Source organism: Desulfotignum phosphitoxidans DSM 13687 (assembly GCF_000350545.1).
Taxonomy (GTDB): Bacteria; Desulfobacterota; Desulfobacteria; order Desulfobacterales; family Desulfobacteraceae; genus Desulfotignum; species Desulfotignum phosphitoxidans.
Window position 1 is genome coordinate 1 of sequence record NZ_APJX01000001.1, and the last position, 24,526, is coordinate 24,526.

Genomic DNA, 24,526 nt, shown 5'->3' on the forward strand with positions numbered 1-24,526 from the left:
CTCCATTGAAAACACTTTGACACAACTCAAGTGTCTCAATCTGGAAAAACCTCTGATCGTCACCGATAACGGCTACTACAGCCAGAAAAACATGATGGAATTCGCTTTGCGCAATGTGAAATTTCTGACGCTGGTTGATCCGAATATTATATGGGTCCGCGAGACAATTGATACGCTCCGTGCAACAATAGCGGGTATGGCCAGCACTTGTCCTTTCGACCCGTCAATCTGCGGAGCAACTTCGCTCAGAATGCACCAGTTTAGCCGGACACGCCAGCGATCACGCAACAGGAAAGTTGCAGGTGAGAAAGAAACGTTCTCGCGCCGCCTGTATGTGCATGTTTACTATTCTCCGGACAACGAAGCCAAGAAAGAACTCGCCTTCCGTAAGGATCTGCTTGAACTGAAGGCGCAAATACAAGGAGGAGAAACCGAGTTCACGCCATCTGCGCAAAAGAAAATAGACAAGTACCTGACCTGTTCCAAAAAGGGGCGTGGGGGGCAGCTTAAGGTGGGCTTCAATGATAAAGCCATTACCGAAGCAAAGAGGTACTTCGGTTATTTCGCTCTGGTCAGCAATCAGACTATGGACACATTTACAGCACTTGAAAACTATCGGTTGCGAGAAAAAATTGAAGAACTCTTTGCCGTGCAAAAAGGGAGACTCGACGGTGCGCGACCGCGCACATGGTACCCGGACAATCTGCGCGGAAGACAATTCACACAATTTATCTCGCTGGGCTATCATTGTTTCCTGATGAAAAAAATAAAGGAAGTACAGGCCAAGTTCGGGAAAAATGAATCCGGAAAAACCAAATCACTTATCAAGCTCGAAAAAAAATTGGGAAACTGGCTTGCACAACGCTCTCTCGCTCAAATCCTGGATTGGTTCGATTGCATTGAAACCACAAAGGTACAGACTGCCATGGGCAGCTATCGATGGTCCACCGAATCAGTGGCCAGAGACAGACTGTTCTTGAAGTACTTGGGAGTGGTTACCGAATAGTGTACGCTTTAGCCGACTTTCAGGGTATGAAGGACGCAGATGAACCCGAGTTGACCATGGATTTTCCATTGCGGATCACGGGCAAATGTTTGCAATGTTTGGCTCACAGCCGCAAACAGGTTGTTCAGCATGATTTTGGGATTGATCAATATAATGGCGTTCAGTTCATGAGGAACGGTGAAGACCATATGAAAATAATTGCAGGGCAGCAGATCTGCCTTCCGTTCATTGAGCCATTTTTCCTTGACCATAGTCTGGCATTTTGGGCAATGCCTGTCTCTACAAGAATTATAGGATATTCGTTCAAAGCCGCACTGGTCACATTGTTCGAAATGTCCGCCTAACTGTGCTGTTCGACAAACAGAGATATGATTCATAACTTTAAGCTTTTGATAAGAAAGGATATTTTGTTTTTGATAATCCTTGCCATAAAGACGAAAAACATCTGCAACTTCAAATGATTTTTTCATTTTTGCCCCTCCTGATCCTCATACATGGCATCAAGAGGGCTTTTAAATTCTGTGATCCTTTGCTTTACCAAATGAAGATAAATGATAGTGGTTTTTATGGAGGAATGCCCAAGAAGTTGTTTGAGGGTAAAAAGATCTGTTCCCTGTGAAAGAAGATGTGTTGCAAAGCTATGCCGAAGGGTATGCATCCCTCGGCCTCGTTCTATACCGGCTTTTTTTTGCAATAAGAAAAGCTTCTCTGGCACCTGAAAAACCGATATGGTTTTCCTTATTTTGACCTGGAAAAATCCATTTGCCGGGTTTATATTCTTGCCAATATAGCCTGAGTTCATCAAGCAGATACTTTGATAAAACAGTATAACGATCTTTTTTGCCTTTGCCCTGTTCTATTCTGATCATCATTCTTGAAGGATCGCTTTCAATATGTATGGGCTTTAGTTTAACAGCTTCGCTAATCCTGAGACCGGCGCTGTATACAGTTTTGAGCAAAACTCTGTGTTTGAGATTAGCCGCACATTCAAACAGTCTTTTTACTTCTTCTACACTTAATATATTGGGAAGTTTTTTGATTCTTGGAGATGGGGGGAGTTTAAAATCAGTCTCATCCCATTGAAGAATATTTTTATAAAAACATAAAATTCCAGACATATGAACATTGCAGGTACCCCCTGTTAATTTGCGCTCTCCAATGAGATAGAGCAAGTAATTTTGAATATCCCCATTAGTAAGTTTGTCTGGAGATTTGTTATGATATTTTGCAAGTTTTTCAACAGCAGACATATAATTTTTTATGGTGTAATGTGAAAAACGATGAAGAATCATATGATTCATAAATTGAGTTCTAAGACTTTTAGCCATTTTGAAACCTCCTTGATAGAAATTAATAAACTCGGCAGAATGCCGCAGGAGTTATTGTAAATCTATTTGGATAAAATGGAAAATGTTGATTGAATTTTAGCTGTTGGGGAGTGCAACTTCCGCGAAGCGGTTCAGTTCATGGTATAATTTTGGGGTTTGAAGATAAAATTTTGGACCCATGATTTGATTTTCCAGTACTCACTATTTGGCATGGCTAACTGTTTCGAATTTTGCAACTAGTCTTAACTCCATAAAACCTCAACCATCGTTTCGATATCATGAAGTCTGCAAGAACACAATTATAAATTTTCCGTCCTTAAGTTTGTTGCAACACTCCTTTTCCGGACCCAGGCAAACCACAGGATGGTGCATACCCGGGTGGTGTGATACACCAGGTTCTGTCCTGTGGTCGGGTCAAGGATTGTGATAGACTATGATTCCCAGTGCAGCTGGGACCGGCAGATGAGGGAAATTGTTTCCACCTCCGTGTCGATGCTGTGGTGGGCCCGGGGAAGAGGCATATTCTCAGTTTATTGAAGTGGCAGATCCGCTGGTTTGTAACACTATATGCCAGGGGCAAATCGGCATTTAGGAGTTTTGGCAATGCTGCCAAATCTCCTAAATGATAATGAATTGTTTTGGATCGACTCTCTATCTTTGTGCAATCCTGTCCTGGGGGATGCCAAAGCTGATTTCAGACCTTCGTGTTCATGGAAGGGACCAGGCCCAGGATTTCATCCCCGCTCACAGTTGACGTCAGCGACGAGTGCCGGGGGGTCTGATGCCCCGGCAAAAAAATTCAGCTTTTCTTTGCCTGAAAATTTTCCTGGCCTGCATAAAACAACGTGGCTTTGAGCCATTCAAAACCGAACTGCAGCAATTTTACATCATCTTCCCGGATGTCAGCCACCCGGTCTTCAGGGATGTCATACCGTTTCAAAAATGATGAATTAAATACAAAATCCCTGAATTTATCGATATTGTAACAGACCATGAAAAATATTTTTTTGCTTTCTTCAGACAGTTTCATGCTGGCAGGCAGCGATTTTTTCCGGACCATGAGATCCATCCACCCTTCGTTCACCGCGTCCCGCAAATCAATGCCCTGGTCCTGGCGCCACTCGGCCACAGTCCACTCCTTGTCCTCTTCAAATCCCAGACAATGGGCTTCTTTGACCGTAAAAAAGAACTCATCCTTATCCCCCTGTTCCCCGGAATAACTTAAAGCCCCCACCCCGATGGGATAGTACCGGCAGGTGGTGGGACGATCCTCATAAATCACGCACCCGTCTTTGTCTTCCACAAACGGACAGGAGTTGCGCTCGTCATCCAGCAGTTTGAGGGTCACCACGGGCATGTCCGCTTTTTCCAGAATCCGGGGTTCGGTAAATACGGCTAAAAATTCCTCGGAAGTCAAATCCAGTTTCCGGCGCATGGTCAGAATATCATAGGGGGTGAGCATGATATCGATGCCCCGGCAGCAGTCGGTAAAACATTTGACACCTTTATGACATCGGAATTTAAACCGGGTGTTGAGACTCATCTGCTGGGGAGGGATTTCCGAAGTTTTCTGATTATTCATCTATTTCATCCTTTTGATTGAAGGGTCACAATATGCGCAAAGCACTGGATACTAAAAAAAAACCATAATAATGTCAAGCGGATACCCTCCCAGACCCGTGGGATCTGTCCCATGAATCAAAGAAAAAATCAAAAAATAAATTTGACACGGCCCCAAAACCCAATTATGACAAAACAGCAGACCGGCGCACATTGATCACAATCAGCAGACACATGAAGGAGTCGTCACCATGAAAATAAAAAAAGCGGTTTTCCCGGTAGCGGGACTGGGCACCCGGTTCATACCGGCCACCAAGGCCATGGCCAAAGAAATGCTTCCCGTGGTGGACAAACCCTTGATCCAGTATGCCGTGGAAGAAGCGTTCCAGGCAGGCATCGAACAGATTATCTTTGTGACGGGCCGGGGGAAGAAAGCCCTGGAAGATCATTTTGACCGTTCATTTGAAATCGAAATCGCTCTGGAACAAAAGAAAAAAACAGACCTGCTCAAGCAGATCCGGGAACTGGTGCCGCCGACGGGCACCATCATATACACCCGTCAGCACGAGCCCTTAGGGCTGGGACATGCCATCTGGTGTGCCAGGGATATTGTGGGGGATGAGCCCTTTGCCGTGCTGCTGGCCGATGACCTGATCCAGACGGACAAACCCGTGCTGTCGGAAATGATCAAAAAATTCGACCGGTTGAGGGCCTCCATGGCAGCGATCATGGAAGTGCCCCGGGACCAGACGGACAAATACGGGATACTGGATGCCACGGAGGTGGAACAAGATATTTTCCGGGTCAATGACATGGTGGAAAAACCGGCACCGGATCAGGCCCCGTCCAATCTGGCCATTATCGGCCGGTATATTCTGATGCCCAAAATTTTTGAGCTGCTGGGGAAAAAAAACAAAGGGGCCGGAGACGAGATTCAGCTCACGGATGCCATGAAAACCCTGCTCCAGGAACAGCCCATTTTCGGATATAAATTTCATGGAAACCGGTTTGACTGCGGGGACAAGGTGGGGTTTCAGATGGCCAACCTGGCCTTTGCCCTGGAACGGCCCGACATGAAAGACCGGCTGGTGGAATTCATCAAATCGATCCGGATCGGTTGCTGACAATCGTTGTTTATGCCTGGTTATACCGGTTGTACAACGCCATCACCTTGCGCACATATTCCCGGGTCTCTTTGAACGGGGGGATCTGCCTGTATCTGTCCACGGCATCGGGTCCGGCATTGTAAGCGGCCAGGGCCAGGGGAATCTGCTGCTGATACCGCGCCAGCATCTGTTTTAAATACCGGGTGCCGGCCATGATATTCTGGGACGGATCAAAGGGATCCGTCACAGACAGAGACGAAAAATTTACCGGCATGATCTGCATCAGTCCTTTGGCCCCTTTGGGGGAGACGGCCGTTGGTTTGAATGCGGATTCCACCCGGATCACGGCTTTGATCAGGGAAAAAGGCACCCCGTGCTGGTCTGCGGCATGGCGGATCAGATCATCATAGCGGTCCGGATCTGTCAAACGGAGATCATTTTTTTTATGTTCCCGCATGTAAAGCACATATTCCGGTGAAGTCGGGGTGTTGGTAAAATGCACGACCCCGTCCTTGTCCACATATCGATAGATATCACTGTGTACGGGTCCGGGAAGCATCAGCCAGAGGGCGGCCCAGAAAAAAAATATGAGCCGGGTCATCAGAACAGCTCCAGCTGAACCGGTTGTTTTTTGTCCGGCACGGCCCGGCCCAAAGTTTCCTGACGGGTCAAACGGGCCTCAATGTCTGTGAGAAAAATCGAGGGCTGCATTTTCCGGCGAACTCCGAACATCTGTCTTTTCCGGGCATGGGTCAGGCAGAGCAGGTCTTTGGCCCGGGTCATGGCCACATAGAACAGCCGGCGTTCTTCCGCCGGATTGTCACAGGCCCCCCCGGTCCGGGCAAACGGAATCACGCCCTGTTCACACCCGGCCACGAACACCACGGGAAACTCCAGTCCCTTGGCTGCATGCATGGTCAGAAGAGACACTTTTTCCACCCCGTTGGCCAGCAGGTCTGAATCCTGGTCCAGGGCCAGCCGGTTCATGAATTCATCCGGATCATCATAAACCCGGGCCAGTGCCTGGATCCGGTCATAGGCTGCGGCGGCCAGCGGATCCCTGGAGATGGTTTTTTCTATTTTCAGAAACCGGGCCATCACGGCCAGCTGTTCATGACCGGGTTTGTCCCGGACCGGATCCCACACCGGTCCCAGAATTCTTTCCGGCCGGATCTGTCTGGTTTCCGAGGGGACCTGGGACTGGAAATGCGTGGACAGGCCCTGGACATCCCGGGCGCTTGCCCGCCGGGTCATCAGCCGGAAAAAGCTCAGCAGCAGCTGGATCTGTGGGCGGTCAAAACCGGCTTTACGGTCGGCAGACTGAAACGGAATCCCATGTTTTTGAAATACGTTGGCAAAGACATCGCCCTGGCGCCGGGTGCGGTACAGCACGGCAAAATCGGAAAATCCATACGACGTATCTTCACCGTCTTCATTTTTCCGGGCGTTGATGGCATCCAGAGACATCCCGCCCATCATGTTTTCAATCATTTTCCCCACAGCCACGGCTTCAGCGGTTTCTGTGGCCGTCTCCTTGATGATCAGTTTCCGGGACCCGTTCACCTGGGAATAAATTTTCTGGGTACCCGGATCAGGCCGGGATTTTGACATCAGTTGAAAGGATGCGTCTAAAATCGTCTGGGTGGACCGGTAGTTCCGGGTGAGGACAATCTGTTCACACCCGGGATAGTCGCTGGCAAACCGATGGAAAAACCGATGGTCCGATCCCCTGAAGCCGTAAATGGACTGATCCGGATCACCGATGACAAACACACGGCTGTGCTGTGCCAGCAGTTTGACCAGTTCATACTGCCCAAAGTTCAAATCCTGGTATTCATCCACAAAAATATGGGCGAACCGTTCCTGAACCAGGGTGCGGACCGGTTCAGACCGGATAAGCAGCTGATAAAACCGAACAATGAGATCTTCGAAATCCATGCCCCCGTGATCCTGCATTTTCTGCTGATACGCCGCATACACCTGTTTGAGCAATACCGGGTCCGGCCCGGCGTCAGACAGATCATCCTCAGGCCCCAGCAGCCGCTGTTTGCACAAACTGATCTGCAAATCCATGTCATCGGCCAGCCGGGACTGCCCGGTTGTTTTCTTCGTGACCTGTACCAGGGCGGCTTTCAACAGTTCTTTTCGGGTATCTTCTTCCAAAAGCCGGTCCGTGAGATCATCATGGGCCATGAGCATGGACAGACAGAACCCGTGGAATGTGGCCGCCGTCACACAGGATCCGCCTTGGGGCCCCACGGTTTGAATCCGTTCCTGGATCTCTTTTGCCGCTTTGTTGGTAAACGTCAATGCCAGGATCCGGTCGGGTGATACCTGGTTTTCCGTGAGCAGATACGCGATCCGGGCCGTGAGGGTCCGGGTCTTTCCCGTGCCCGGGCCGGCAGTGATCAAAATGGCGGATGCCGCAGATGTCACGGCCCGGTGCTGGGATTCATTCAATCCCGTCAGAATTCCCGGTTCCGGATCTTGTGCGACGTTGGGTGAAGACAGTACCGGCCTGGATGATGAAACCGCTGTCGCGCGACTTTGTTCTGGCAATGTCGACTCAGCCGGACTGCCCTGCGGAGCAACGGCTTGTTCAGGGATCCCGGCCTTTTCAATGGGGGTACCCCCCAGGGTCATTTTCAACGGCCGATCCCCTTTGAACCGTGCCAGTTCATCCGGTGTAAACACCTGGACCTTGCCGTATTCTCCGTCATGTCCCGGAGACACGTGAATCCGCCCCGTCCGCATCCGCTTCACGGCTTCGGCCAGCAGCGGCACTCCGGCCGTTTGGATCCGGTCATAGGAATATTGGGTCAGGATGTCCAGTTCCGGTCCCAGGGCCTGGATGGCCTTGTCAAAATATCGGGTGACTTTCTTGGTTTTGGGCCCCACCTGAAAAATATCGGACAGCATGTCTGCCAGCGGGATGATACTGGTATATCCATGCCGGTTTTCCGGGACAAACCCCACAGGCCGTTCTGCCAGTTCCCGGACCCGGTGAAGCACCCCCAGGGTCAGCGGGCGGCCGCAAACCGGACAGATGCCGTCCACCCGGGCGGTCTCATCCGGATCCAGACACACACGGCATTTCCGGTGACCGTCAAAATGGTATTTCCCCTGGTCCGGATACATATCCAGGGTCCCTTGATATCCTTCCAGATCCAGGGTTTCCAGGGATTTTTTCATGGCAAAATAATCCAGCTTTGTGTTGAACACACTGGCATTGCGGCCCAGATACCCGGGCGAATGGGCATCGGAATTGGACATGAGCCGGACATGGTCCAGATCCGCCACCCGCCAGTTCATGGGCGGATCCGAAGACAAACCGGTTTCCACGGCAAAAATATGGGGGGCCAGATCTTCGAAACACTCGTCAATGTGATCAAATCCGGATTTGGAACCAAACATGGAAAACCACGGGGTCCAGATATGGGCCGGTACCAGAAATCCCTGGTCATTGACTTCCAGCATGATTTCCAGCAGATCTCTGGCATCCAGTCCCAGAATGGGACGGCCGTCCGAAGAGATATTGCCGATGGCATCCAGCCGGGCATTAAATTTTTTTACACTGGCCAAATCCGGAAAATAGATGATATTATGATTTTTGCGGACCCGGCCGGCTTTTTTATAGATATTGGAAATCTCCACCTGGAGCATGAAACGCACGGGATTCCGGCAGGAACCCGGCAATTGGGCATCGATTTTGTCCGCCAGCGGTTTTTTCAATACAAACAGACCGGGCTCCGCCGGTTCCAGACTGGATTCGATCTCTTTTACCCAGGCCGGGTGGGTAAAATCCCCGGTTCCCACAACGGTAATGCCTTTCACCTGGGCCGCGTGGTAGATGTTTTCCAAATCCAGGTTCCGGGCCGTGGCCCGGGAATACTTTGAATGAATGTGAAGGTCTGAAAAAAAAGCCATGGTCTGCCGCCTGAATGATCTGTTTGGTGTCTGGTTTTTATGTTATTTACATGATTTCAAGGAAATTGGAAACCCGGTTTCGGATAAAAGCGTAAACGCGCTTGACCCGATTTCACCTTGACCCCAGCAAAGGAATGCCCATGACCGCCACAACCCACCATGTATTGATCCTTGCATCCCCAGACACGGCCCAGGTTGTCCATGACGTCCTGGATGACCTGCCGGAACTGTTTTTCATCCAGGCGGAAACCACAGAAGATGCCCTGGCCCATATCGGTGCCCGGTCCCTGGCATTCATTGTCATGGATCCGTCCCTGCCGGATCTGGATGCGCCGTCCGTGACCGCCGGTCTGGCCGGACTGCCCCAGACAAGGATGCCGCCTGTCCTTTTGATCACGGATGATCATGAACGACTGGACCTGTACGACCAGGTCCCTCCTTTGCTCATCGACCATGTGACCCGACCTTTAGATTCCACCCTGATCCGGGCCAAGCTGTTGTTTTTTTCCGCCTTTTTCCGGCATCGCATTGCCATGGAACAAAGTATCCAGGAACTGGAAAAAGTCTATGACCGGTTCATGGAACAGCACCAGGCGATGTTGTCCCAGATCAGCGCCAAAAAAGAGCTGCTGGTATCGTTGTCCACATTCATCAATCAGGTCCACCCCTTTGTCTCCCGGATCCAGGCGGCCACCTTTTCTCTGCGCCAGGCCCCGGATCTTCCCCAGCGGCTGCACCCGAGCGTCACCCAGATTCGAACCGCCGGGAAACAGATGTCCCGGACCATCCAGAACCTGCGGCGATTCCGGAACCGGGAAACCGCGCAACCCGACCTTTTCACGGATCGGAACGGCCAGATCCGGCCCGGCCGGATTCTTTTTGCCACCCCTTTTTCCGATGAATACATGATTGTTCACCACCATCTGAACCATCGGATCAAAGCCGACCTGTTTCAGGCGGAATCCACGGATCAGGCCATGGCCGTGGCGGCGGATGTCCGGCCGGATCTTATTTTGATCCACCACAGGTTAAAAGACGGGTCCGGACTTCATCTTCTGGAAAAACTGGTCCGTCTGAAAACCCGGGCACCACTCATCTTCACCGTGGACGGCAACCACACGGATGCCGGGGCCGCAGCCATTGCATCGGGGGCCCAGGCATTTCTGATTCTGGAACAGACATCGGCCGTTGATCTGGCGGATACGGTTCAGCGTTCCCTGGAACAGGCGAAAATGACCCATCGCGTCCAAAACGCCATGAACCGCATCGAACTGATTTCCCGAAGAGACCAGTTGACCCAGCTGTTGAACCGCAGCGGATTCAATCAGACCCTGACCATGGAAATGGCCAAAGCCCGGCGATATCATCTGCCCCTTTCCATCATGCTGGCCAAAATCGACCCGTTCAAAGCATTCAACGACACCTTTGGACACAAGACCGGAGACGACATTCTGACCGTCTGTGCGGCCAGGATCAAAGCCATGGTCAGAGACGAAGACGTGGTGTGCCGGTTTGCCGCAGAAGATTTTGCCATTGTGCTTCCCAACACCGATTCGGACCGGGCCCGGATTCTGGCGGAACGGATCCGGCTGCATATTTTTGAACATCAAATGCAGATCGGTACCCGATTGCTTCAACTGACCGTCAGCATCGGTACGGCCAGTTTCAAAGGAGGCACGGCCCCGGATGACAAGGATTTGACCTTGCCTGCGCTGGTTCACCAGGCCATCCATGCCCTGGATCGCGCGGTCAAACAGGGAGGCAACCAGATTCAGTCATGACCCCGTCAGAAATCCGAAAAATAACGGACTGGGCCGCATCCCAGGCCCAGCAGCCCCATACCCTGTATCTGTCAGATAGCTCTCACCCGGAGCAGCCGGCATTTGATGCGTTTGCATCCGAACTGACCCGGATTGCCCCGTGTGTCCGCATATTGCCATCTGACCGGCCCTGCCGGATCCCTGGTTTTTTTATTGCCGACAACATTTGTTTCAGTGCGCTGCCCCTGGAAAAAGAACTGGCCCCGTTTCTGGAAGCTTTGTCTTATCAGGCCCATCCCCCGACATTACCGGACAATGTCCAGGCGCAGCTGGCACAGGTTTCCCATTCCTGTCATCTGACCCTGTTCATCGCCGTGCCATGTCCCCATTGTCCGGATATGGTCAGATCTCTGATCCCTTTAGCCATTCATTCAACAAATGTTTTTCTTGAAATTATCGACGGCAGCCTGTTTCCGGAAACAGCCCGGGAACATCAGGTAATGTCCGTGCCCTGCCTGATTCTGGATCAGGATTTCAGATGGACCGGGCATGCGGATTTAAAAGAAATCCTGACCCAGGCCATTGAGCGGGATCCTTCCCGGCTCAGTGCCGCGACCTTCAGACAGATCCTGGAACAAGGGGATGCCGACTGGATTTGCCGCCAGATGATTCAGGCGGACACGCTTTTCAAAGGATTCATGGACCTGCTGCTGCACCCGGAATGGTCCGTACGGCTGGGCGCCATGGTGGTGGTGGAAAGCCTGGCCGAAGAAGCCCCGCCCCTGGCAGCCCGGTTGTGCCCGGTCCTTGTTCAGGCCTTTGAGGATCAAACCGTCTCGGTTCAGGGGGATATTCTGTATGCACTCGGAGAGGCGGGCGACCAGACCACCCGGGCCTGGATTGAACACATCATGCCCGATCTGACACACCCGGATCTGATGGATGCGGCCAAAGACGCTTTGGCCGCCATTCAAGACCGCGTGTAATCGTCAGTTTCCGCCTTGCGGTTGACAGATATCTGTGTTTGGGGTATCACCGGGTCATGAAACATCTGATTAAACAATTCAATCTGGCCCCCCACCCGGAAGGCGGGTTCTTCCGGGAAATCTACCGGTCCGGCCAGCAGATGTGGTCTAAAACCGCATCCGGCGACCGGGCCGCTGCCACCCATATCTATTTTCTGCTTCCCCAGGGCCAGGTGAGCCGGTTTCACCGGGTGATCCATGATGAAATCTGGCATATTTACCAGGGAGATCCGTTACGTCTCATTGAATTTGACGGAAACCGGGTGAAAGAAACCCGGATCGGTTCAGGCTGCCCGGATTTTACCACGGTGGTTCCGGCAGGCACCTGGCAGGCCGCCGCCAGCACCGGGACCTACACACTGGCCGGCTGTACCGTGGCACCGGGATTCGACTTCACGGATTTCAGCTTTCTGACGGATCACCCGACGGATCTGGCAAAATTGAAATCCCTTCACACCGGACTGGACCCATTCCTGTAGGTTGAACAGTTGAGGAGTTTGTAAAAAAATGGCATCCCATGATACGCCCAGTTTTTCCGAGGCCCCCCCTTTTCTGCGCACCTGTGTCTCACCAGACGGCCGATTCCGGGTGGGCAGACACCAGCCGGCGTTTGAGGTGGTCAATCTGCGGGAAAACGAGTTCATCTCCCGGCTCGGTCACCTGCCGGACGGCACCCCGGTCTGGAATCACGCCAATTTTCCTGGAACCGACATTCAAGAGCCGGGCGCAGATATCATCTATGAAATCCCCAACCCTCTGCCGTTCAGAGGCACCACATTCATCAACTCCGCCTGGGCCGACCCCAAAGTCGGGCATCCTGAAAAAATACGCATCCCCCCCCCTTCCCCGTGTTCATTTTTTGACAGCCTGACATCGTTTCAGCCGGCCATGACCGATAAAGAAAAAACAGGGTTTTTGACCGCACTTCCCCACCCGTTAAAGCTTGCCCTGGCACAGGAATCCACCGATCCCAAAGAGTTGTGCCTGCTGGCCGGCCATGCCTGCACCCTGGTGTTTGACCCCGGCAGTGACATGCCTTGGGGCATGGGATTTCAAACCGACACAAAAAAAACCCCCGTACCCGATATCCGGTATCCGGATCTTTTCGAAGTGCTGGTAAACAATCCTTATCTGCCGGATGCATACAAAACAGCCATGGTGCTGCGTCCCGGGATCCAGGGAAACAGTGAAATCATCGGGGAATACACCCGCGGCCCCACCCATGTGTTTGAATACCTGCGCCGCAACTCCTATATCCCCTGGGGGCATTTTGCCGCCAACATGGCCCATGATGCCATTCGATACCGGGCCCGGGACCTGACCCTAAACGATATCCGGGGGTTGCGCCATTTATACTACCAGCGGGTCTATTGCCGGGTGGCCCGGCAGCTGAACCTGCCTTTGCCGGCACATCGAGCCATGTTGTCGGTTCCGGACCTGGAAACCCTGAGACAGGCCATCATCATGGCCCTGGAAAACGGCGGCGGGTCAGAGCTGCAGTTTAACGGGGCATTGTGGGGATGGAATTTCGGATTCGGGTCGGCCGCATCCGGACACCGACTCCATGCGTCCCATCAGATGATTCATCAGCAGAACGCACTGATTCCCAGACAGGTGACAGACAATACCGGTGCAACCCTGCCCTGCTTTGCCTGCGGAGATCTGGTATCCGACTTTATCTGGGCGTTTGAAAAAATTCATGGCAGACCTTTTTTTGATGCCTATATTGATGCCATGACAAACAACGGCCGCACGGACGCAAACCCTAAGGAAGAATCATCCTTGATCATCCATGAAGATGATCATGTCATTTTGTTTGTTCCCAAGGCCCAGGTAAGCGAATGGGAACTGCAGGTCATGACCCGTTCCCGGGTTCCCCATGTGCTGGCAGCGGATACCAAGGTGAGAGACGCGCTGGATCGGGCCATTTTAAAAGCGGTGCAGTTACTGGAAACCTTAGGCGCGCAGATGGTGACAGGCATTGAACTGTCCGCACGGTTTGATACATCTGTTCCGGACCAGCATATGATCTACAGCTTTATCCCCAGGATGCCTTATGCCCCGCCTACTTTTTCCGAAGCCCAGCTGCGGTGGATCGCAGGGGTGTATCCGGAAGACCTGGCCCGAGCCTGCCGCAGCATCCTGACCTGAAAAAACAGACAAGGAGGCCGCCGTGATTCTTCATGATTTCACCTATGAATGGGATGGAAAAAGCGCCACGGGTAAAAAACCGATTTCCTGGTGGCCCGGGTGTTACCGGGTGAGAATCATCCGGCTGGGGCACGAAGATGACCCGGTCAAATACCTGATTCCCGTTGCCGTGGTGTTCAAGCCGGTCAAGACAACGGCCGTGATGAACACCTCTCTGGAAAACTATATTCACTATTTTGCCGGGGAGATCAGCCGGAAATACCAGCTGGACCCGGCCAGGGTGTTGTGGATCAACTTAGGAGACCCGGTGCGGGTGGCCCTGTTGAAACCGGAAAGAAAACTGTCGGACGAGACGTTTTATTCAATTTCATGGCGGCCGGTCCGGCCCAATGAAATGGCTGCCATCGAGCCGGACCTCACCGATTTTTAACTACACCACCCCCTGATCCATCATGGCTTCCGCCACCTTGACGAATCCGGCGATATTGGCACCGTTCACATAATTACCCGGCGTGCCGTATTCTTCAGACGCTACCAGACATTCCCGGTGAATGTGCTGCATGATTTTTCTGAGCCGTTCTTCCACTTCCTGGCTGTTCCATTTGATGCGCATGGCATTCTGGGCCATTTCCAGGCCGGAAACCGCCACACCGCCGGCATTGGCTGCCTTACCCGGGGCGAACAAAATTTTATGGTCCAGAAAAATATCAATGCCTTCCAGGGTTGTGGGCATGTTGGCCCCTTCACAGACCACCTGGACCCCGTTGTTGACCAGATTCCGGGCATCGAGTTCATTGATTTCGTTCTGGGTGGCAGAGGGAAACGCGCAGTCCGCCCTGTGATTCCACAACGGACTGTGATCCGCCGCCGGATCGAATTCCATGTACACGGCTTCCGGATATTTTTCAGCATATTCCCGGATGCGCCCTCGTTTCAAGTTTTTGAGATACTTGACATAGACCAGCTTATCGAGATCGATCCCTTTTTCATCATAGATATATCCCGTGGAATCCGACAGTGTCACCACGTTGCCGCCCAGTTGAATAATTTTTTCCGTGGTATACTGGGCCACGTTTCCGGAACCCGATACCAGACAGATCTTGTCTTTGAGCGTCTGATGCCGGGTGGTCAGCATTTCCTGGGCAAAATACACGGAGCCGTATCCCGTGGCTTCGGGCCGGATCAGGCTACCGCCCCAGTTCAGGCTTTTGCCCGTGAGCATGCCCGTGAACTCGTTTTTCAACTTTTTGTACATACCGAACATGTAGCCGATCTCCCGGCCCCCGACCCCGATATCTCCGGCCGGCACATCCCTGTCCGCGCCCAGGTGCCGGAACAGTTCCGACATAAAGCTCTGGCAGAACCGCATCACTTCATTGTCGGACTTGCCTTTGGGATCAAAATCCGCCCCGCCTTTGGCCCCGCCCATGGGCAGGGTGGTCAAGGCATTCTTGAACACCTGTTCAAAGGCCAGAAATTTGAGAATGGACAGATTCACGGAAGGATGAAACCTTAAGCCGCCTTTATACGGACCGATGGCGGAGTTCATTTCAACCCGGAATCCCCGGTTCACCTGGACCCGGCCCTGGTCATCCACCCAGGGGACCCGGAACTGGATGATCCGTTCCGGTTCCACCATGCGCTCCACAATACGGGCATGACGGTACTCCGGATTTTTGTCCAGCACCAGTTTTACCGACCCGACCACCTCGGTGACTGCCTGATGAAATTCTGTTTCATGGGGATCTCTGCCACTGATAATGTCCATGATTGTCGTCATTTTACTTCTCCTGTATCCTTGAATTTTTAAACGCTATACTTTTTCATCTGCCGGTTCAAACAATGCCTTCATGGCCGGAACAAACGCTTTCCGGGTGGATGCCACATAGGCATCCCACTCACTGCCGTGGCGGTAAAAAGCCGTGGAAGCCAGTTTTTTGGTTATAATGGCATTGCGGTAAGCCCGCAGTTTATCTGCGTTCATGATACCCAGAATGGCTTCTCTGCCCAGAATTTTCACCAGCACACCGGGAATATAAGCGGCCATCACCTCCCAGAGCAGGTCTTCATCCGCCAGAATCGCATCCATGGCATCGGCCACCTGATTCTGAAATGCAAAAATCTGCTCACTGGTCTGTTCCGACAACACAAACAACGGGGTATCCGGATTTTTCTCATGAATTTTGAGCAGCATGGCCGTCTCGTTGCTGGCATGGGTCCGCACCAGGGTCAGCATATCCCGGATCAGGGCCCACCTTGTGGCGACATCTTCCAGAAGGCGCTTTTCATAATCGTCTTCAAACAGAAATGCGGTCAGCACTTCCGCCACGGCCGATGAAAACACCCCGCCTTTGTTGGCTGAAGAATCCTTGATCTGGAGGATGCCCGTTTTCTTGGCAATGTACCGGCGGGCCGAATCATCAAAAAACACATTGGCCCCTTCCACAATGAACCGCAGTTCCTTGAACAGGGAAGTAAATGCTTTCACATTGCGCTGGTTGATGGTGTCTTTGAAACCACCGCAGGGAATGAATGCCTGGATATCGGCCTGTTCGATGAATTTCCGGTTGGCCGGATCCGTGATGAAATTGCGGTGGAACATGGCACCGTCCGCCACAAACGTGCCGTCCGGCAGGGTAATGTTCTTGCCTTTCAACGGCACCCGGAATCCGCTGGGACCCAGTTTTTCTTCCGGGTATGCCATGGAATTGGCCCGGGGATGGGTATGGCGCATGAACGCGATTTTCATGAGCGATTCCTTGTCCAGTCCGTCCGGATCAAACAAAATGGAACCACCGTCCACCAGCAGGCAGATCTTTCCTTTATAGCACTGAATTTCGTTGCTGCCCAGATCCCCGTCCGGCCCGCCGGTCATCATCAGATTCAATGATTCTTCTTGGGTATCGTTGTAGGCGATCAGGGTCCTGAAAGCCCCCATCACTGAAGTGGTGGTCATGCCGCTGGTTTCCACCTGTCCACCGATCTGCTCGTAAATCAGATCCATATCCGTTGCCGTCACAACGGAATCGCCGTTGATGAGCAGTTCCGTGCCGGATTTTTCATGGGGTACCAGCCCGAAAAGATCCTGATTCCTGAGCATGCCGTAGGTGTCGTGGGGGATGCCGAAGCTCTTGCCCGTGGTAATGGTCCGCCAGTAGGCATATCCCCGTTCCCTGGCTCTGAAGGCGACTGCGTCCATCAACGGGGCCGTGCCTTCATCCGGTCCGAAAAATACCATCTCCGGCCGGCCGTAGTAATCTTTAATCTGAGAATCCGCCAGCATCAGATCCATGATGCCTTCGGTATAATCAAACAACGCATCCATGCTGTAATGGGCGTAGGTGGGATGAGGTACCACCACGCCTTTGGAGCCGCTCTCACAGATATCCTTATGTTTGAGGCGCTGGGCCTTGGGACCCAGGGCATAGTTGAGAAGCACGGCGTTGTCCAGTTCCATGCCATGATTGGCCGGAGTGACCCGGATCAGGCGCAGGCCCCCTCTGGCAATGTCATCGGCCCGAAGATGGGTGCCTGTGGAATAATGGCCATTGACAAAGAACAGCCCGTAAACAAACTGTTTGAACACCAGGGGATCCAGAACCTGATTATTGAGGCGGAAGGAAAACGAGCGTTTTTCCGGCTTGTAGAAATTGGTCTTCAGACAGCATAATATCAGTTTGAACATAAATTTGAACACATCATACCCCAACGGATCGTCCATGAACCGCACGGACAGCAGCTGATCAAATTCATCGGCTTTCTGGGCCAGACGTTCTTCTGTCATCACCCCGGAACTGGACGGATTGAACCTGGCATCAAACAATTCAAACAAAAACCGGATCAGATCCGGATGATCCATGGCCGTATCCAGTATCATGTTGGAGACATAGGTGAATTTATTGGACTCGTGAATCCGGGCTGAAAACGCTTCCTGATGATCCACGGAAGCCAGGCTTTCCATGATCTCCCGGTCGGTGCGGGTGCCTTGCTCCTTGAAAATGAACAGATGGACAAAATCCACGGCATTACCGGCAAACAGCATCTCTTTAAAGCTGAGGACACCGTCCACGTAAAGCTGGGTGATCCGGCTGATGCGAAAACTTAAGAATGCCTGAAGGTCAGCGATCAACGGGGCTTCCTGGTTTCTTGACAGCTCGCCGGCCACATACAAGGAGCAGATGGATGTGGGCACCCGGGTCTCGGTAAAATACGGCTCCCAGTATGCCCGGGTAATGGTCAGTCCGTGATCGGCAAACAGTTTTCTCAATACGGGCAATTGAGGCCGCTCAAAATCGGAATTGAACATAAACCGGATTTCACCGATATCCGAGAGGCTGAACACTTCCACAAACGGGGTGACATGCTGATCCACCTGTGTCAGAAACTTTTCATACCGGTTCCGGGTCAGCCGGGGAATGGCCGTGAAATCCCGGTTCTGATTGAACAGAAAACGTGATTGTGCAAACACGGTATCCGGGTAATCCATCACGGTTTCCGGCCGGTACACATAGGTATAATATGATTTTTCCGGATTGTAATAATATTCTCTTCTGTGCCCGGCCAGCATTTTGTCCAGAATCCGTTCCATGCGATCCCGGGTATCTTCGGTGGCAATCCGGATCCGCTGCACGTTGCTGTCCTGGGTCAGATCAAAATCAATATCCGCCACCCAGGAATGAAGAACGCCTTTATTTTCACTGAAATAGATGCCTTTGGCAATGGAAGATAAAATACTTTTCAAGGATTCCTTGGTGATGGTTTCAAAAAAATAAGCAGGAAAACCCAGATCATTGAGAAGGATGCCGGCTGCCAGGTTGATACAGTTGGCAGTGATCAGACCTTCCGACGACAGATCGATCACGGCCTCGTACAGCAGGCTGGGATTCAGGTTCACGTGTTTTGCTTTTTCGATGATGTGAGCCCCTGCAGAGGAGCCCTGGCCACCGTCGGTTGTCATATCCATTTCTATCTCCTGTCTGATGATTATAAACCGTTGCTACCGGTTTGCTAGTATACTCTTATTCACCCAGGGTCAACCCAAATTGGTTTTTTTTCACAAAACCAGAAACTTTTGAAAAATCAGCCTCGGGAATCGCCATCGTGTTTCCGGTATTGACTTCAGACAGGAACAAAGTTATTTTGCATGGTTCAAGTCATTATCAGATCATTTGTATCTAACAAACTGAATCTTAACCCTTTTTTCAAGTATGGATGTTGACACCTGAACCCATGACGTCTGAAACCCAGCTGATTCCTTTAACAAAACGGATCCATTCCGTTCATCTGACCCGTTTACCAGTGATGCCGGCCATGGTTTTTAAACTGCTGATATCTGCGATGGGCAAACAAACCCGAATTCCCGGCCATGGCCGGGTGACCCAAGGGCAGCTGTATCTGCCCAACGTGACACCGGATCCAATCCGGGTACAGCAATACCGCCGGGTATGCGGATTTGTCCATGCTCCCGAAGACCCCATAGTGCCGCCCGGTTATCTCCAGACCCTGTTCATCGGGTTGCTGGCCCGGTATATCACCTCGGATTTTTTTCCCATCAATCCCATGGGACTGATTCAGACGGGCCAGCAATTTGAATCCAGATGTCCGGTTCTGATAAACGATTCCCTGGATCTGTTCTGTACGCTCCAGGACATGACCCGGACGGCAAAGGGGATCTCAACCCGGTTTCTTTTACAAGTATATCGAGATAACAATCTGGTATGGCAGGGAATTTCCACTTATCTGACCCGGATTCCCGGATCGAAACGCACGTCAAAAACCGTTCAGGATACGCCTTTGCCGGCAAAAATGACCCTTGCGGTTCCCCCGGGTACGGGCCGCCGCTATGCCCGGGTATCCGGGGATTACAACCCCCATCACCTGTCCGATGTCACGGCCCGCTTAATTGGATTCAACCAGGCCATGGTCCACGGTATGTGGAGCCTGGCCCGGACCCTGGCCTGTCTGGAAAAAACCATGCCCCTGGTTCCCCCTTTTTCTGTGGAGGCGGCATTCAAACTGCCGGTATTCATGCCCGCCACATTGCAACTGGGGTACAAGCAGGTGGTGCATGGTCACAAAACCCACCGGATTGTTTTCGATCTCCGGGATGCCGCAACCTTTCGACCTCATCTCAAAGGCCGGGTAACCGGGTTTGAAAAGGAACACTAAATAATGATGGGATCGTTGTTCGCCTTAGGGTCTGCTTTTTTTTGGGCCGGTGCCGTGATTTTATTTAAAAAAAGCGGGGAAACGTTTTCCCCCATCTCTTTGAACATCTACAAAAGTATTGTGGGGCTTTTGCTGGTCAGTGCCACCATGCTGCTGCTGGGCATCCCTTTTTTCCCGGAACAGCCCTTAAACAGCTGGCTGCTTTTATCTTTGTCCGGATTTCTGGGCATTACGCTGGCGGACCTGTTTTTCTTTATGGCCCTGAACCGGCTGGGCGCCGGAATGGCGGCCATTGTGGAGTGCCTGTACCTGCCCTGTGTCCTGTTTTTTTCCTTTGTACTTCTGGATGAACATTTGGGACCCGGCGGCATTCTAGGCGGTCTGCTGGTACTGGCAGCGGTTCTGGTGGGATCGTTCCAGAAAAAAGACCTGACGCTGACCCCGGGACTGGCTCCCGCCTCCCGGGTGCCTGCCATCGTTGCCGGGGTGTTTGCCATGATATTTCTGGCCTTAGGCATTGTGATCATCAAAGAAATTCTGACACATACCGATGTGTTCTGGGCCACCCTGGTGCGACTGGGCGCCGCCATTGTCACCCTCATGATTCTGGTAATCTGCCATCCCGGAAGAAAACGCTTTCTGTCAGAACTCAAATGGTCCAGATCCTGGCTGGTGGCGCTGCCTGCATCCATCTGCGGCAATTACATCGCTTTGGTTTTATGGGTGGCGGGCATGAAATATACCACCGCGTCCCGGGCCGCCATTCTCAACCAGATGTCCACGATTTTCATTTTTATCCTGGCCGCTGTTTTTCTCAAGGAAAAAATCACGGTCAACAAAGGGGTGGCTATTTTCATGGCCATTTCCGGTGCACTGCTCACCATATTCACCTGACAGACACGGCTTGGGACCCATTCACTCACAGCTGGGCACAAACCACCTGGTTCCGGCCCTGTTTTTTGGCACGATACAGGGCCTGATCCGCTTTATGGACAAGAATTTCAGGTGTATTCGCATGGACAGGGAATCCGGCAACCCCCAGTGATACCGTGATGGGGCCCACAGACACACCCTGCCAAAGAATATCCAGGGCAGAAATCTGCGTATTCAGATCCCCGGCCCGGGTCAGGTAATCGTTGATGGTTCCCCCGGTCATGAGGATGAAAAACTCCTCTCCCCCGAACCGGCAGACGGCATCCTGGGTTCGGGTGGCATGGATCAGGGTATGGGCAACGGTTTTAAGCACCTGATCCCCGGCATCGTGTCCCAAGGTGTCATTTAATATTTTGAAATGATCCAGATCCACCATGATCCCTCCCAGTGCCGTACCGGCCCGGCGGGCCCGCTGAAACTCTTTTTCCAGGATCTCATCCATATACCGGCGGTTATAAAGACCGGTCAAAGGATCTCTGATGGTCAATTCGTACAATTGATGATTCAGCCGGATATTTGACACGGATAGGGACAGATATTCCGCAGTGATCAAAGCCAGTTTCCGGTACTGTTCAGAAAGGGAAAACTGCGGATTTCCCACACACAAGGCACCGATCACACCATCTTTATCTTTCAGGGGCACGCAATAGGCACAACAGGCCAGGGACGTCTTCCGGGATGAAACCGGGAGCCCTTTTCCAAGCACTTCACATTTCAAAGGCTTGGGCGCCACTGCGGTTTGCGACGGTTTTCCCCATTCAAATACCGGGAGCACCGTATGCTTGTTTTTTTCCTGCAGACAGATCCGTCCGGAAACATGTGAAAAAATTTTGGGCAGATACCAGTAGATTACGTCATACAGCTCTGTTTCCCGGGAACAGCTTTGCAACAGCATGGCCATGCCTGACAGCAAAGTGAGTTTATGGGTATGGGGACCCGCCATCTAAAAGCTCCTTTATTTCCGATGCAAAACAGCTTGTTGTGAAACCCGTTTTGATTTTGAACATCCAACCTGTGTTTACACATAAACGCTTGACTAATTCAATGGTTTTCGTCTAAATAAGTCCATAAATTTTAAATAGTTTAAGGAGTTTCCATGTCAAAACAAAAAGTGGTTCTGGCCTATTCAGGCGGACTGGACACCTCGGTCATTCTGAAATGGTTGCTGGAGCAGGGATATGAAGTATTTGCCTACATGGCCGACATCGGGCAGCAGGAGGATTTTGACGCGGCCCGGGAAAAAGCCCTGAAGATCGGGGCCTCGGATGTGTTCATCGAAGATATGCGCAAGGAGTTTGTCACAGATTATATTTTTCCGGTATTCAAGGCCAATGCCCTGTATGAGGGCCGGTATCTTTTGGGCACCGCCATTGCCAGGCCCTTGATCGCCAAAAAACAGATCGAGATCGCAAACAACCTGGGCGCGGCTTATGTATCCCATGGCGCCACGGGCAAAGGCAACGACCAGGTGCGGTTTGAGCTGTCCTATTATGCGTTGAACCCGAAAATCAAAATCATCTCCCCCTGGAAGAACAAAGATTTTCTGGCTGCATTCAAAGGCCGGACCGATCTGCTGGCCTACGCGGAAAAACACGGGATTCCCACCAAGCAGACCGCATCCAAACCCTACAGCGAAGACGACAATTTGCTTCATATCTCCCATGAGGCCGGCATCCTGGAAGACCCGGCCCATGAATGTGAAGAAAGCATTTACTCCCACACAACATCCCCGGAAAACGCGCCGGATACCCCGGTCCGGATCCGGATCCGGTTCAGGGACGGCATCCCCGTGGAAGTGGAAAACCTCACGGACGGCACGGTGAAAACCGATGCCCTGGAACTGTTTGAATACCTCAACCAGATGGGAAGCGAACACGGCATCGGCCGCCTGGACATGGTGGAGAACCGGTTTGTGGGCATCAAATCCCGTGGGGTGTATGAAACCCCGGGCGGCAGCATCCTTCACGCCGCCCACAAAGATATTGAAGGCGTTGCCATGGACCGGGAGGTGATGCGGCTGCGGGACATGCTGGCTGCCAAGCTCGGAGAACTGGTTTACAACGGATTCTGGTTCAGCCCGGAAATGGAATTCATCATGGCGGCCATGGACAAAAGCCAGGAGCTCATCGACGGGGATGTATTCCTCAAACTCTACAAAGGCACGGCTTATCCTGTGGCCCGGACCAGCCCGTCCTCACTGTACAATCAGGAACTGTCTTCCATGGATATCGAAGGCGGGTATAATCAGGAGGATGCCGAAGGGTTCATCCGCATCAACGCCATCCGGTTAATGGCCCACAGACGGATTGTGAATCAATAACAGTGCACCCTGTCAAAAGAGGCATGGCGCCAGGATTGCCCATGCCTCTCAGGCCATTTCTGTCTGTTGCGTTTGATCGGTCTGGCTGATGCCGTTGAATCAGATCCCTAAACGGTTTTTGATCCCCCTGAACTGATCATAGGTCAAGCCCAGCAGGGCTGCCGCTTTTTTCTGGTGAAACCGGGTTTGTTTTAACGCGTCTTTGACCCGAAGGGTTTCCAGGGCCTGAACCGCGGCTTTCAAAGGTAAGGTCGTCAGACGTCCCATACTTTGGTCTTCAACGCTTTTTGATGTCTGCACCCATTCGGGGAAATCCCGGGCCGGGCCCTTTGGTTTCATTTCTTTATCCGGATGTCCAAATGGATTTTCAAACGGATCAAAACAGATCTCATGGATCCGGTGGGTGTCATGTTTGTAGACCGCTCTTTCCACCACATTTTTCAACTCCCGGACATTGCCCGGCCAGGGGTATGAGATCAGTGCATTTTCAGCGGATTCCGTCAGTTCGGGCAGCGGTTCCCGGCCCAGTTCAAACGCCATTCGGGTGGCAAAATGACGGGCCAGCACCAGAATATCCTCTTTGCGGCACCGCAGCGGCGGCACATGGATCACCTCGAAACTCAGGCGGTCCAGAAGGTCCTGCTTGAATGTGCCGCTTTTTACCATGGCAGGCAGATCGGCATGGGTGGCGGCCACGATGCGCACATCCACCTGCACCGGACGCGCAGATCCCACCCGCTCGAAGGTACCGTACTCCACGGCCCGCAGAATTTTCTCCTGAACCTCCATGGGAATGGTGCCGATTTCATCCAGAAACAGAGTCCCGCCGGCTGCCTGTTCAAACCGGCCGGCAGTGCGGGTCCCGGCCCCGGTAAACGCCCCTTTTTCATATCCGAACAATTCCGATCCGATCAAAGTCGGGGTCAAAGCCGCACAATTAAGCGTCACCAGGGGTTTTTCCCACCTTTTGGAAAGAAAATGAATTCGAGCCGCAGCCAGTTCCTTGCCCGTACCCCGTTCCCCGATCACCATGACCGGCCGGTCCACCGGCGCCACTCTGGAAATCTGCTCCTGAAACTCAATAAACGCCTCGGACTGGCCGATGGCTTCGTATGTGGCATATTCAACCATAAAACATCCATATAAACTAATTTATGGTAAATATTACCAGTTGTCCATATAATTGTCAAATCATACAGCTATCTGAAATAAATAGACATTCAATCCAATCTTCCCTCTGGC

At 52.1% G+C, this 24,526-nt stretch carries 18 protein-coding genes and 1 pseudogene; 10 read left to right on the forward strand and 9 right to left on the reverse strand.

Translation table 11 applies throughout. The features are described 5' to 3' along the window. On the forward strand, positions 1–1,006 hold a 1,006-nt coding region (locus tag DPO_RS25930; RefSeq protein ID WP_040011370.1), incomplete at its 5' end, for an IS1634 family transposase. Positions 1,007–1,014: 8 nt separating this feature from the next. On the opposite strand, the gene DPO_RS24295 is transcribed toward DPO_RS25930, so the two are convergent. The 3 genes and pseudogenes from DPO_RS24295 to DPO_RS00020 form a co-directional block, all read right to left on the reverse strand. Further along, positions 1,015–1,476: an IS91 family transposase gene (locus tag DPO_RS24295; protein ID WP_006963415.1), complete on the reverse strand. Its 462-nt coding sequence runs from the start codon at positions 1,474–1,476 to the stop codon at positions 1,015–1,017. Continuing rightward, a pseudogene (locus DPO_RS00015) lies at positions 1,473–2,334 on the reverse strand (tyrosine-type recombinase/integrase). Before DPO_RS00015 ends, DPO_RS24295 begins: the two are co-directional and overlap by 4 nt. A gap of 799 nt (positions 2,335–3,133) precedes the next feature. Then, complete coding sequence (locus DPO_RS00020; RefSeq protein WP_006963419.1) at positions 3,134–3,916, reverse strand: YkgJ family cysteine cluster protein; 783 nt, start codon at positions 3,914–3,916, stop codon at positions 3,134–3,136. 229 nt (positions 3,917–4,145) lie between these two features. Here DPO_RS00020 and galU point away from each other — a divergent pair, with 229 nt between their 5' ends. Beyond that, the gene (gene galU, locus DPO_RS00025) at positions 4,146–5,018 is read left to right on the forward strand and encodes a UTP--glucose-1-phosphate uridylyltransferase GalU (RefSeq protein ID WP_006963420.1); all 873 of its coding nucleotides are present in this window, start codon (positions 4,146–4,148) and stop codon (positions 5,016–5,018) included. Between the two features lie 10 nt (positions 5,019–5,028). Here the strand turns inward: galU and DPO_RS00030 are convergent, their stop codons facing one another. Both DPO_RS00030 and DPO_RS00035 read right to left on the reverse strand, forming a co-directional pair. Next, positions 5,029–5,601, reverse strand: a complete 573-nt coding sequence (locus DPO_RS00030) for a lytic transglycosylase domain-containing protein (RefSeq protein WP_006963422.1) — start codon at positions 5,599–5,601, stop codon at positions 5,029–5,031. Then, positions 5,601–8,927: a UvrD-helicase domain-containing protein gene (locus DPO_RS00035; protein ID WP_006963423.1), complete on the reverse strand. Its 3,327-nt coding sequence runs from the start codon at positions 8,925–8,927 to the stop codon at positions 5,601–5,603. Before DPO_RS00035 ends, DPO_RS00030 begins: the two co-directional genes overlap by 1 nt. Before the next feature lie 140 nt (positions 8,928–9,067). On the opposite strand from DPO_RS00035, the gene DPO_RS24955 reads away from it, so the two are divergent. From DPO_RS24955 to DPO_RS00060, 5 genes are read left to right on the forward strand one after another with little or no spacing between them, the layout of a single operon-like run. Continuing rightward, positions 9,068–10,708 carry a diguanylate cyclase gene (locus tag DPO_RS24955; protein WP_006963424.1) on the forward strand — a complete coding sequence of 547 codons (1,641 nt, stop codon included), beginning with the start codon at positions 9,068–9,070 and terminating at the stop codon, positions 10,706–10,708. Next, positions 10,705–11,673: a thioredoxin family protein gene (locus DPO_RS00045; protein WP_006963425.1), complete on the forward strand. Its 969-nt coding sequence runs from the start codon at positions 10,705–10,707 to the stop codon at positions 11,671–11,673. Before DPO_RS24955 ends, DPO_RS00045 begins: the two co-directional genes overlap by 4 nt. 56 nt (positions 11,674–11,729) lie before the next feature. Then, a complete protein-coding gene (locus tag DPO_RS00050) occupies positions 11,730–12,191 on the forward strand; it encodes a cupin domain-containing protein (RefSeq protein ID WP_006963426.1) in 462 nt (153 codons plus the stop codon). Positions 12,192–12,219: 28 nt separating this feature from the next. Next, entirely contained in the window at positions 12,220–13,863 is a 1,644-nt protein-coding gene (locus tag DPO_RS00055) for a hypothetical protein (protein ID WP_006963427.1), read from the forward strand. A 22-nt stretch (positions 13,864–13,885) separates the two neighbouring features. Next, positions 13,886–14,293: a hypothetical protein gene (locus tag DPO_RS00060; RefSeq protein WP_006963435.1), complete on the forward strand. Its 408-nt coding sequence runs from the start codon at positions 13,886–13,888 to the stop codon at positions 14,291–14,293. Here the strand turns inward: DPO_RS00060 and gdhA are convergent, their stop codons facing one another. Both gdhA and DPO_RS00070 read right to left on the reverse strand, forming a co-directional pair. After that, positions 14,294–15,643, reverse strand: coding sequence for an NADP-specific glutamate dehydrogenase (gene gdhA, locus DPO_RS00065; RefSeq protein ID WP_006963438.1), 1,350 nt, complete (start codon positions 15,641–15,643; stop codon positions 14,294–14,296). Positions 15,644–15,676: 33 nt separating this feature from the next. After that, positions 15,677–18,826, reverse strand: a complete 3,150-nt coding sequence (locus DPO_RS00070) for an NAD-glutamate dehydrogenase domain-containing protein (protein WP_006963439.1) — start codon at positions 18,824–18,826, stop codon at positions 15,677–15,679. A gap of 266 nt (positions 18,827–19,092) precedes the next feature. Between DPO_RS00070 and DPO_RS00075 the strand changes: the two genes are divergently transcribed. Both DPO_RS00075 and DPO_RS00080 read left to right on the forward strand, forming a co-directional pair. After that, on the forward strand, positions 19,093–20,031 hold the full coding sequence (locus tag DPO_RS00075; protein ID WP_006963440.1) for a MaoC family dehydratase: 939 nt from the start codon (positions 19,093–19,095) through the stop codon (positions 20,029–20,031). Between the two features lie 3 nt (positions 20,032–20,034). Then, complete coding sequence (locus DPO_RS00080; RefSeq protein ID WP_006963441.1) at positions 20,035–20,925, forward strand: DMT family transporter; 891 nt, start codon at positions 20,035–20,037, stop codon at positions 20,923–20,925. A gap of 25 nt (positions 20,926–20,950) precedes the next feature. On the opposite strand, the gene DPO_RS00085 is transcribed toward DPO_RS00080, so the two are convergent. Beyond that, the gene (locus tag DPO_RS00085) at positions 20,951–21,907 is read right to left on the reverse strand and encodes a sensor domain-containing diguanylate cyclase (protein WP_006963442.1); all 957 of its coding nucleotides are present in this window, start codon (positions 21,905–21,907) and stop codon (positions 20,951–20,953) included. Positions 21,908–22,060: 153 nt separating this feature from the next. On the opposite strand from DPO_RS00085, the gene DPO_RS00090 reads away from it, so the two are divergent. Continuing rightward, positions 22,061–23,284 carry an argininosuccinate synthase gene (locus tag DPO_RS00090; RefSeq protein WP_006963443.1) on the forward strand — a complete coding sequence of 408 codons (1,224 nt, stop codon included), beginning with the start codon at positions 22,061–22,063 and terminating at the stop codon, positions 23,282–23,284. Between the two features lie 99 nt (positions 23,285–23,383). Here the strand turns inward: DPO_RS00090 and pspF are convergent, their stop codons facing one another. Next, positions 23,384–24,415 carry a phage shock protein operon transcriptional activator gene (gene pspF / locus DPO_RS00095; protein WP_006963444.1) on the reverse strand — a complete coding sequence of 344 codons (1,032 nt, stop codon included), beginning with the start codon at positions 24,413–24,415 and terminating at the stop codon, positions 23,384–23,386. Positions 24,416–24,526 lie beyond the last annotated feature (111 nt).

What these genes read in the sequence shown, in the direction of transcription:
- DPO_RS24295 (WP_006963415.1), bottom strand. Translation starts at nt 1,476, where the DNA reads ATGAAAAAATCATTTGAAGTTGCAGATGTTTTTCGTCTTTATGGCAAG.
- DPO_RS00020 (WP_006963419.1), bottom strand. Translation starts at nt 3,916, where the DNA reads ATGAATAATCAGAAAACTTCGGAAATCCCTCCCCAGCAGATGAGTCTC.
- galU (WP_006963420.1), top strand. Translation starts at nt 4,146, where the DNA reads ATGAAAATAAAAAAAGCGGTTTTCCCGGTAGCGGGACTGGGCACCCGG.
- DPO_RS00030 (WP_006963422.1), bottom strand. Translation starts at nt 5,601, where the DNA reads ATGACCCGGCTCATATTTTTTTTCTGGGCCGCCCTCTGGCTGATGCTT.
- DPO_RS00035 (WP_006963423.1), bottom strand. Translation starts at nt 8,927, where the DNA reads ATGGCTTTTTTTTCAGACCTTCACATTCATTCAAAGTATTCCCGGGCC.
- DPO_RS24955 (WP_006963424.1), top strand. Translation starts at nt 9,068, where the DNA reads ATGACCGCCACAACCCACCATGTATTGATCCTTGCATCCCCAGACACG.
- DPO_RS00045 (WP_006963425.1), top strand. Translation starts at nt 10,705, where the DNA reads ATGACCCCGTCAGAAATCCGAAAAATAACGGACTGGGCCGCATCCCAG.
- DPO_RS00050 (WP_006963426.1), top strand. Translation starts at nt 11,730, where the DNA reads ATGAAACATCTGATTAAACAATTCAATCTGGCCCCCCACCCGGAAGGC.
- DPO_RS00055 (WP_006963427.1), top strand. Translation starts at nt 12,220, where the DNA reads ATGGCATCCCATGATACGCCCAGTTTTTCCGAGGCCCCCCCTTTTCTG.
- gdhA (WP_006963438.1), bottom strand. Translation starts at nt 15,643, where the DNA reads ATGACGACAATCATGGACATTATCAGTGGCAGAGATCCCCATGAAACA.
- DPO_RS00070 (WP_006963439.1), bottom strand. Translation starts at nt 18,826, where the DNA reads ATGGATATGACAACCGACGGTGGCCAGGGCTCCTCTGCAGGGGCTCAC.
- DPO_RS00075 (WP_006963440.1), top strand. Translation starts at nt 19,093, where the DNA reads ATGACGTCTGAAACCCAGCTGATTCCTTTAACAAAACGGATCCATTCC.
- DPO_RS00080 (WP_006963441.1), top strand. Translation starts at nt 20,035, where the DNA reads ATGATGGGATCGTTGTTCGCCTTAGGGTCTGCTTTTTTTTGGGCCGGT.
- DPO_RS00085 (WP_006963442.1), bottom strand. Translation starts at nt 21,907, where the DNA reads ATGGCGGGTCCCCATACCCATAAACTCACTTTGCTGTCAGGCATGGCC.
- DPO_RS00090 (WP_006963443.1), top strand. Translation starts at nt 22,061, where the DNA reads ATGTCAAAACAAAAAGTGGTTCTGGCCTATTCAGGCGGACTGGACACC.
- pspF (WP_006963444.1), bottom strand. Translation starts at nt 24,415, where the DNA reads ATGGTTGAATATGCCACATACGAAGCCATCGGCCAGTCCGAGGCGTTT.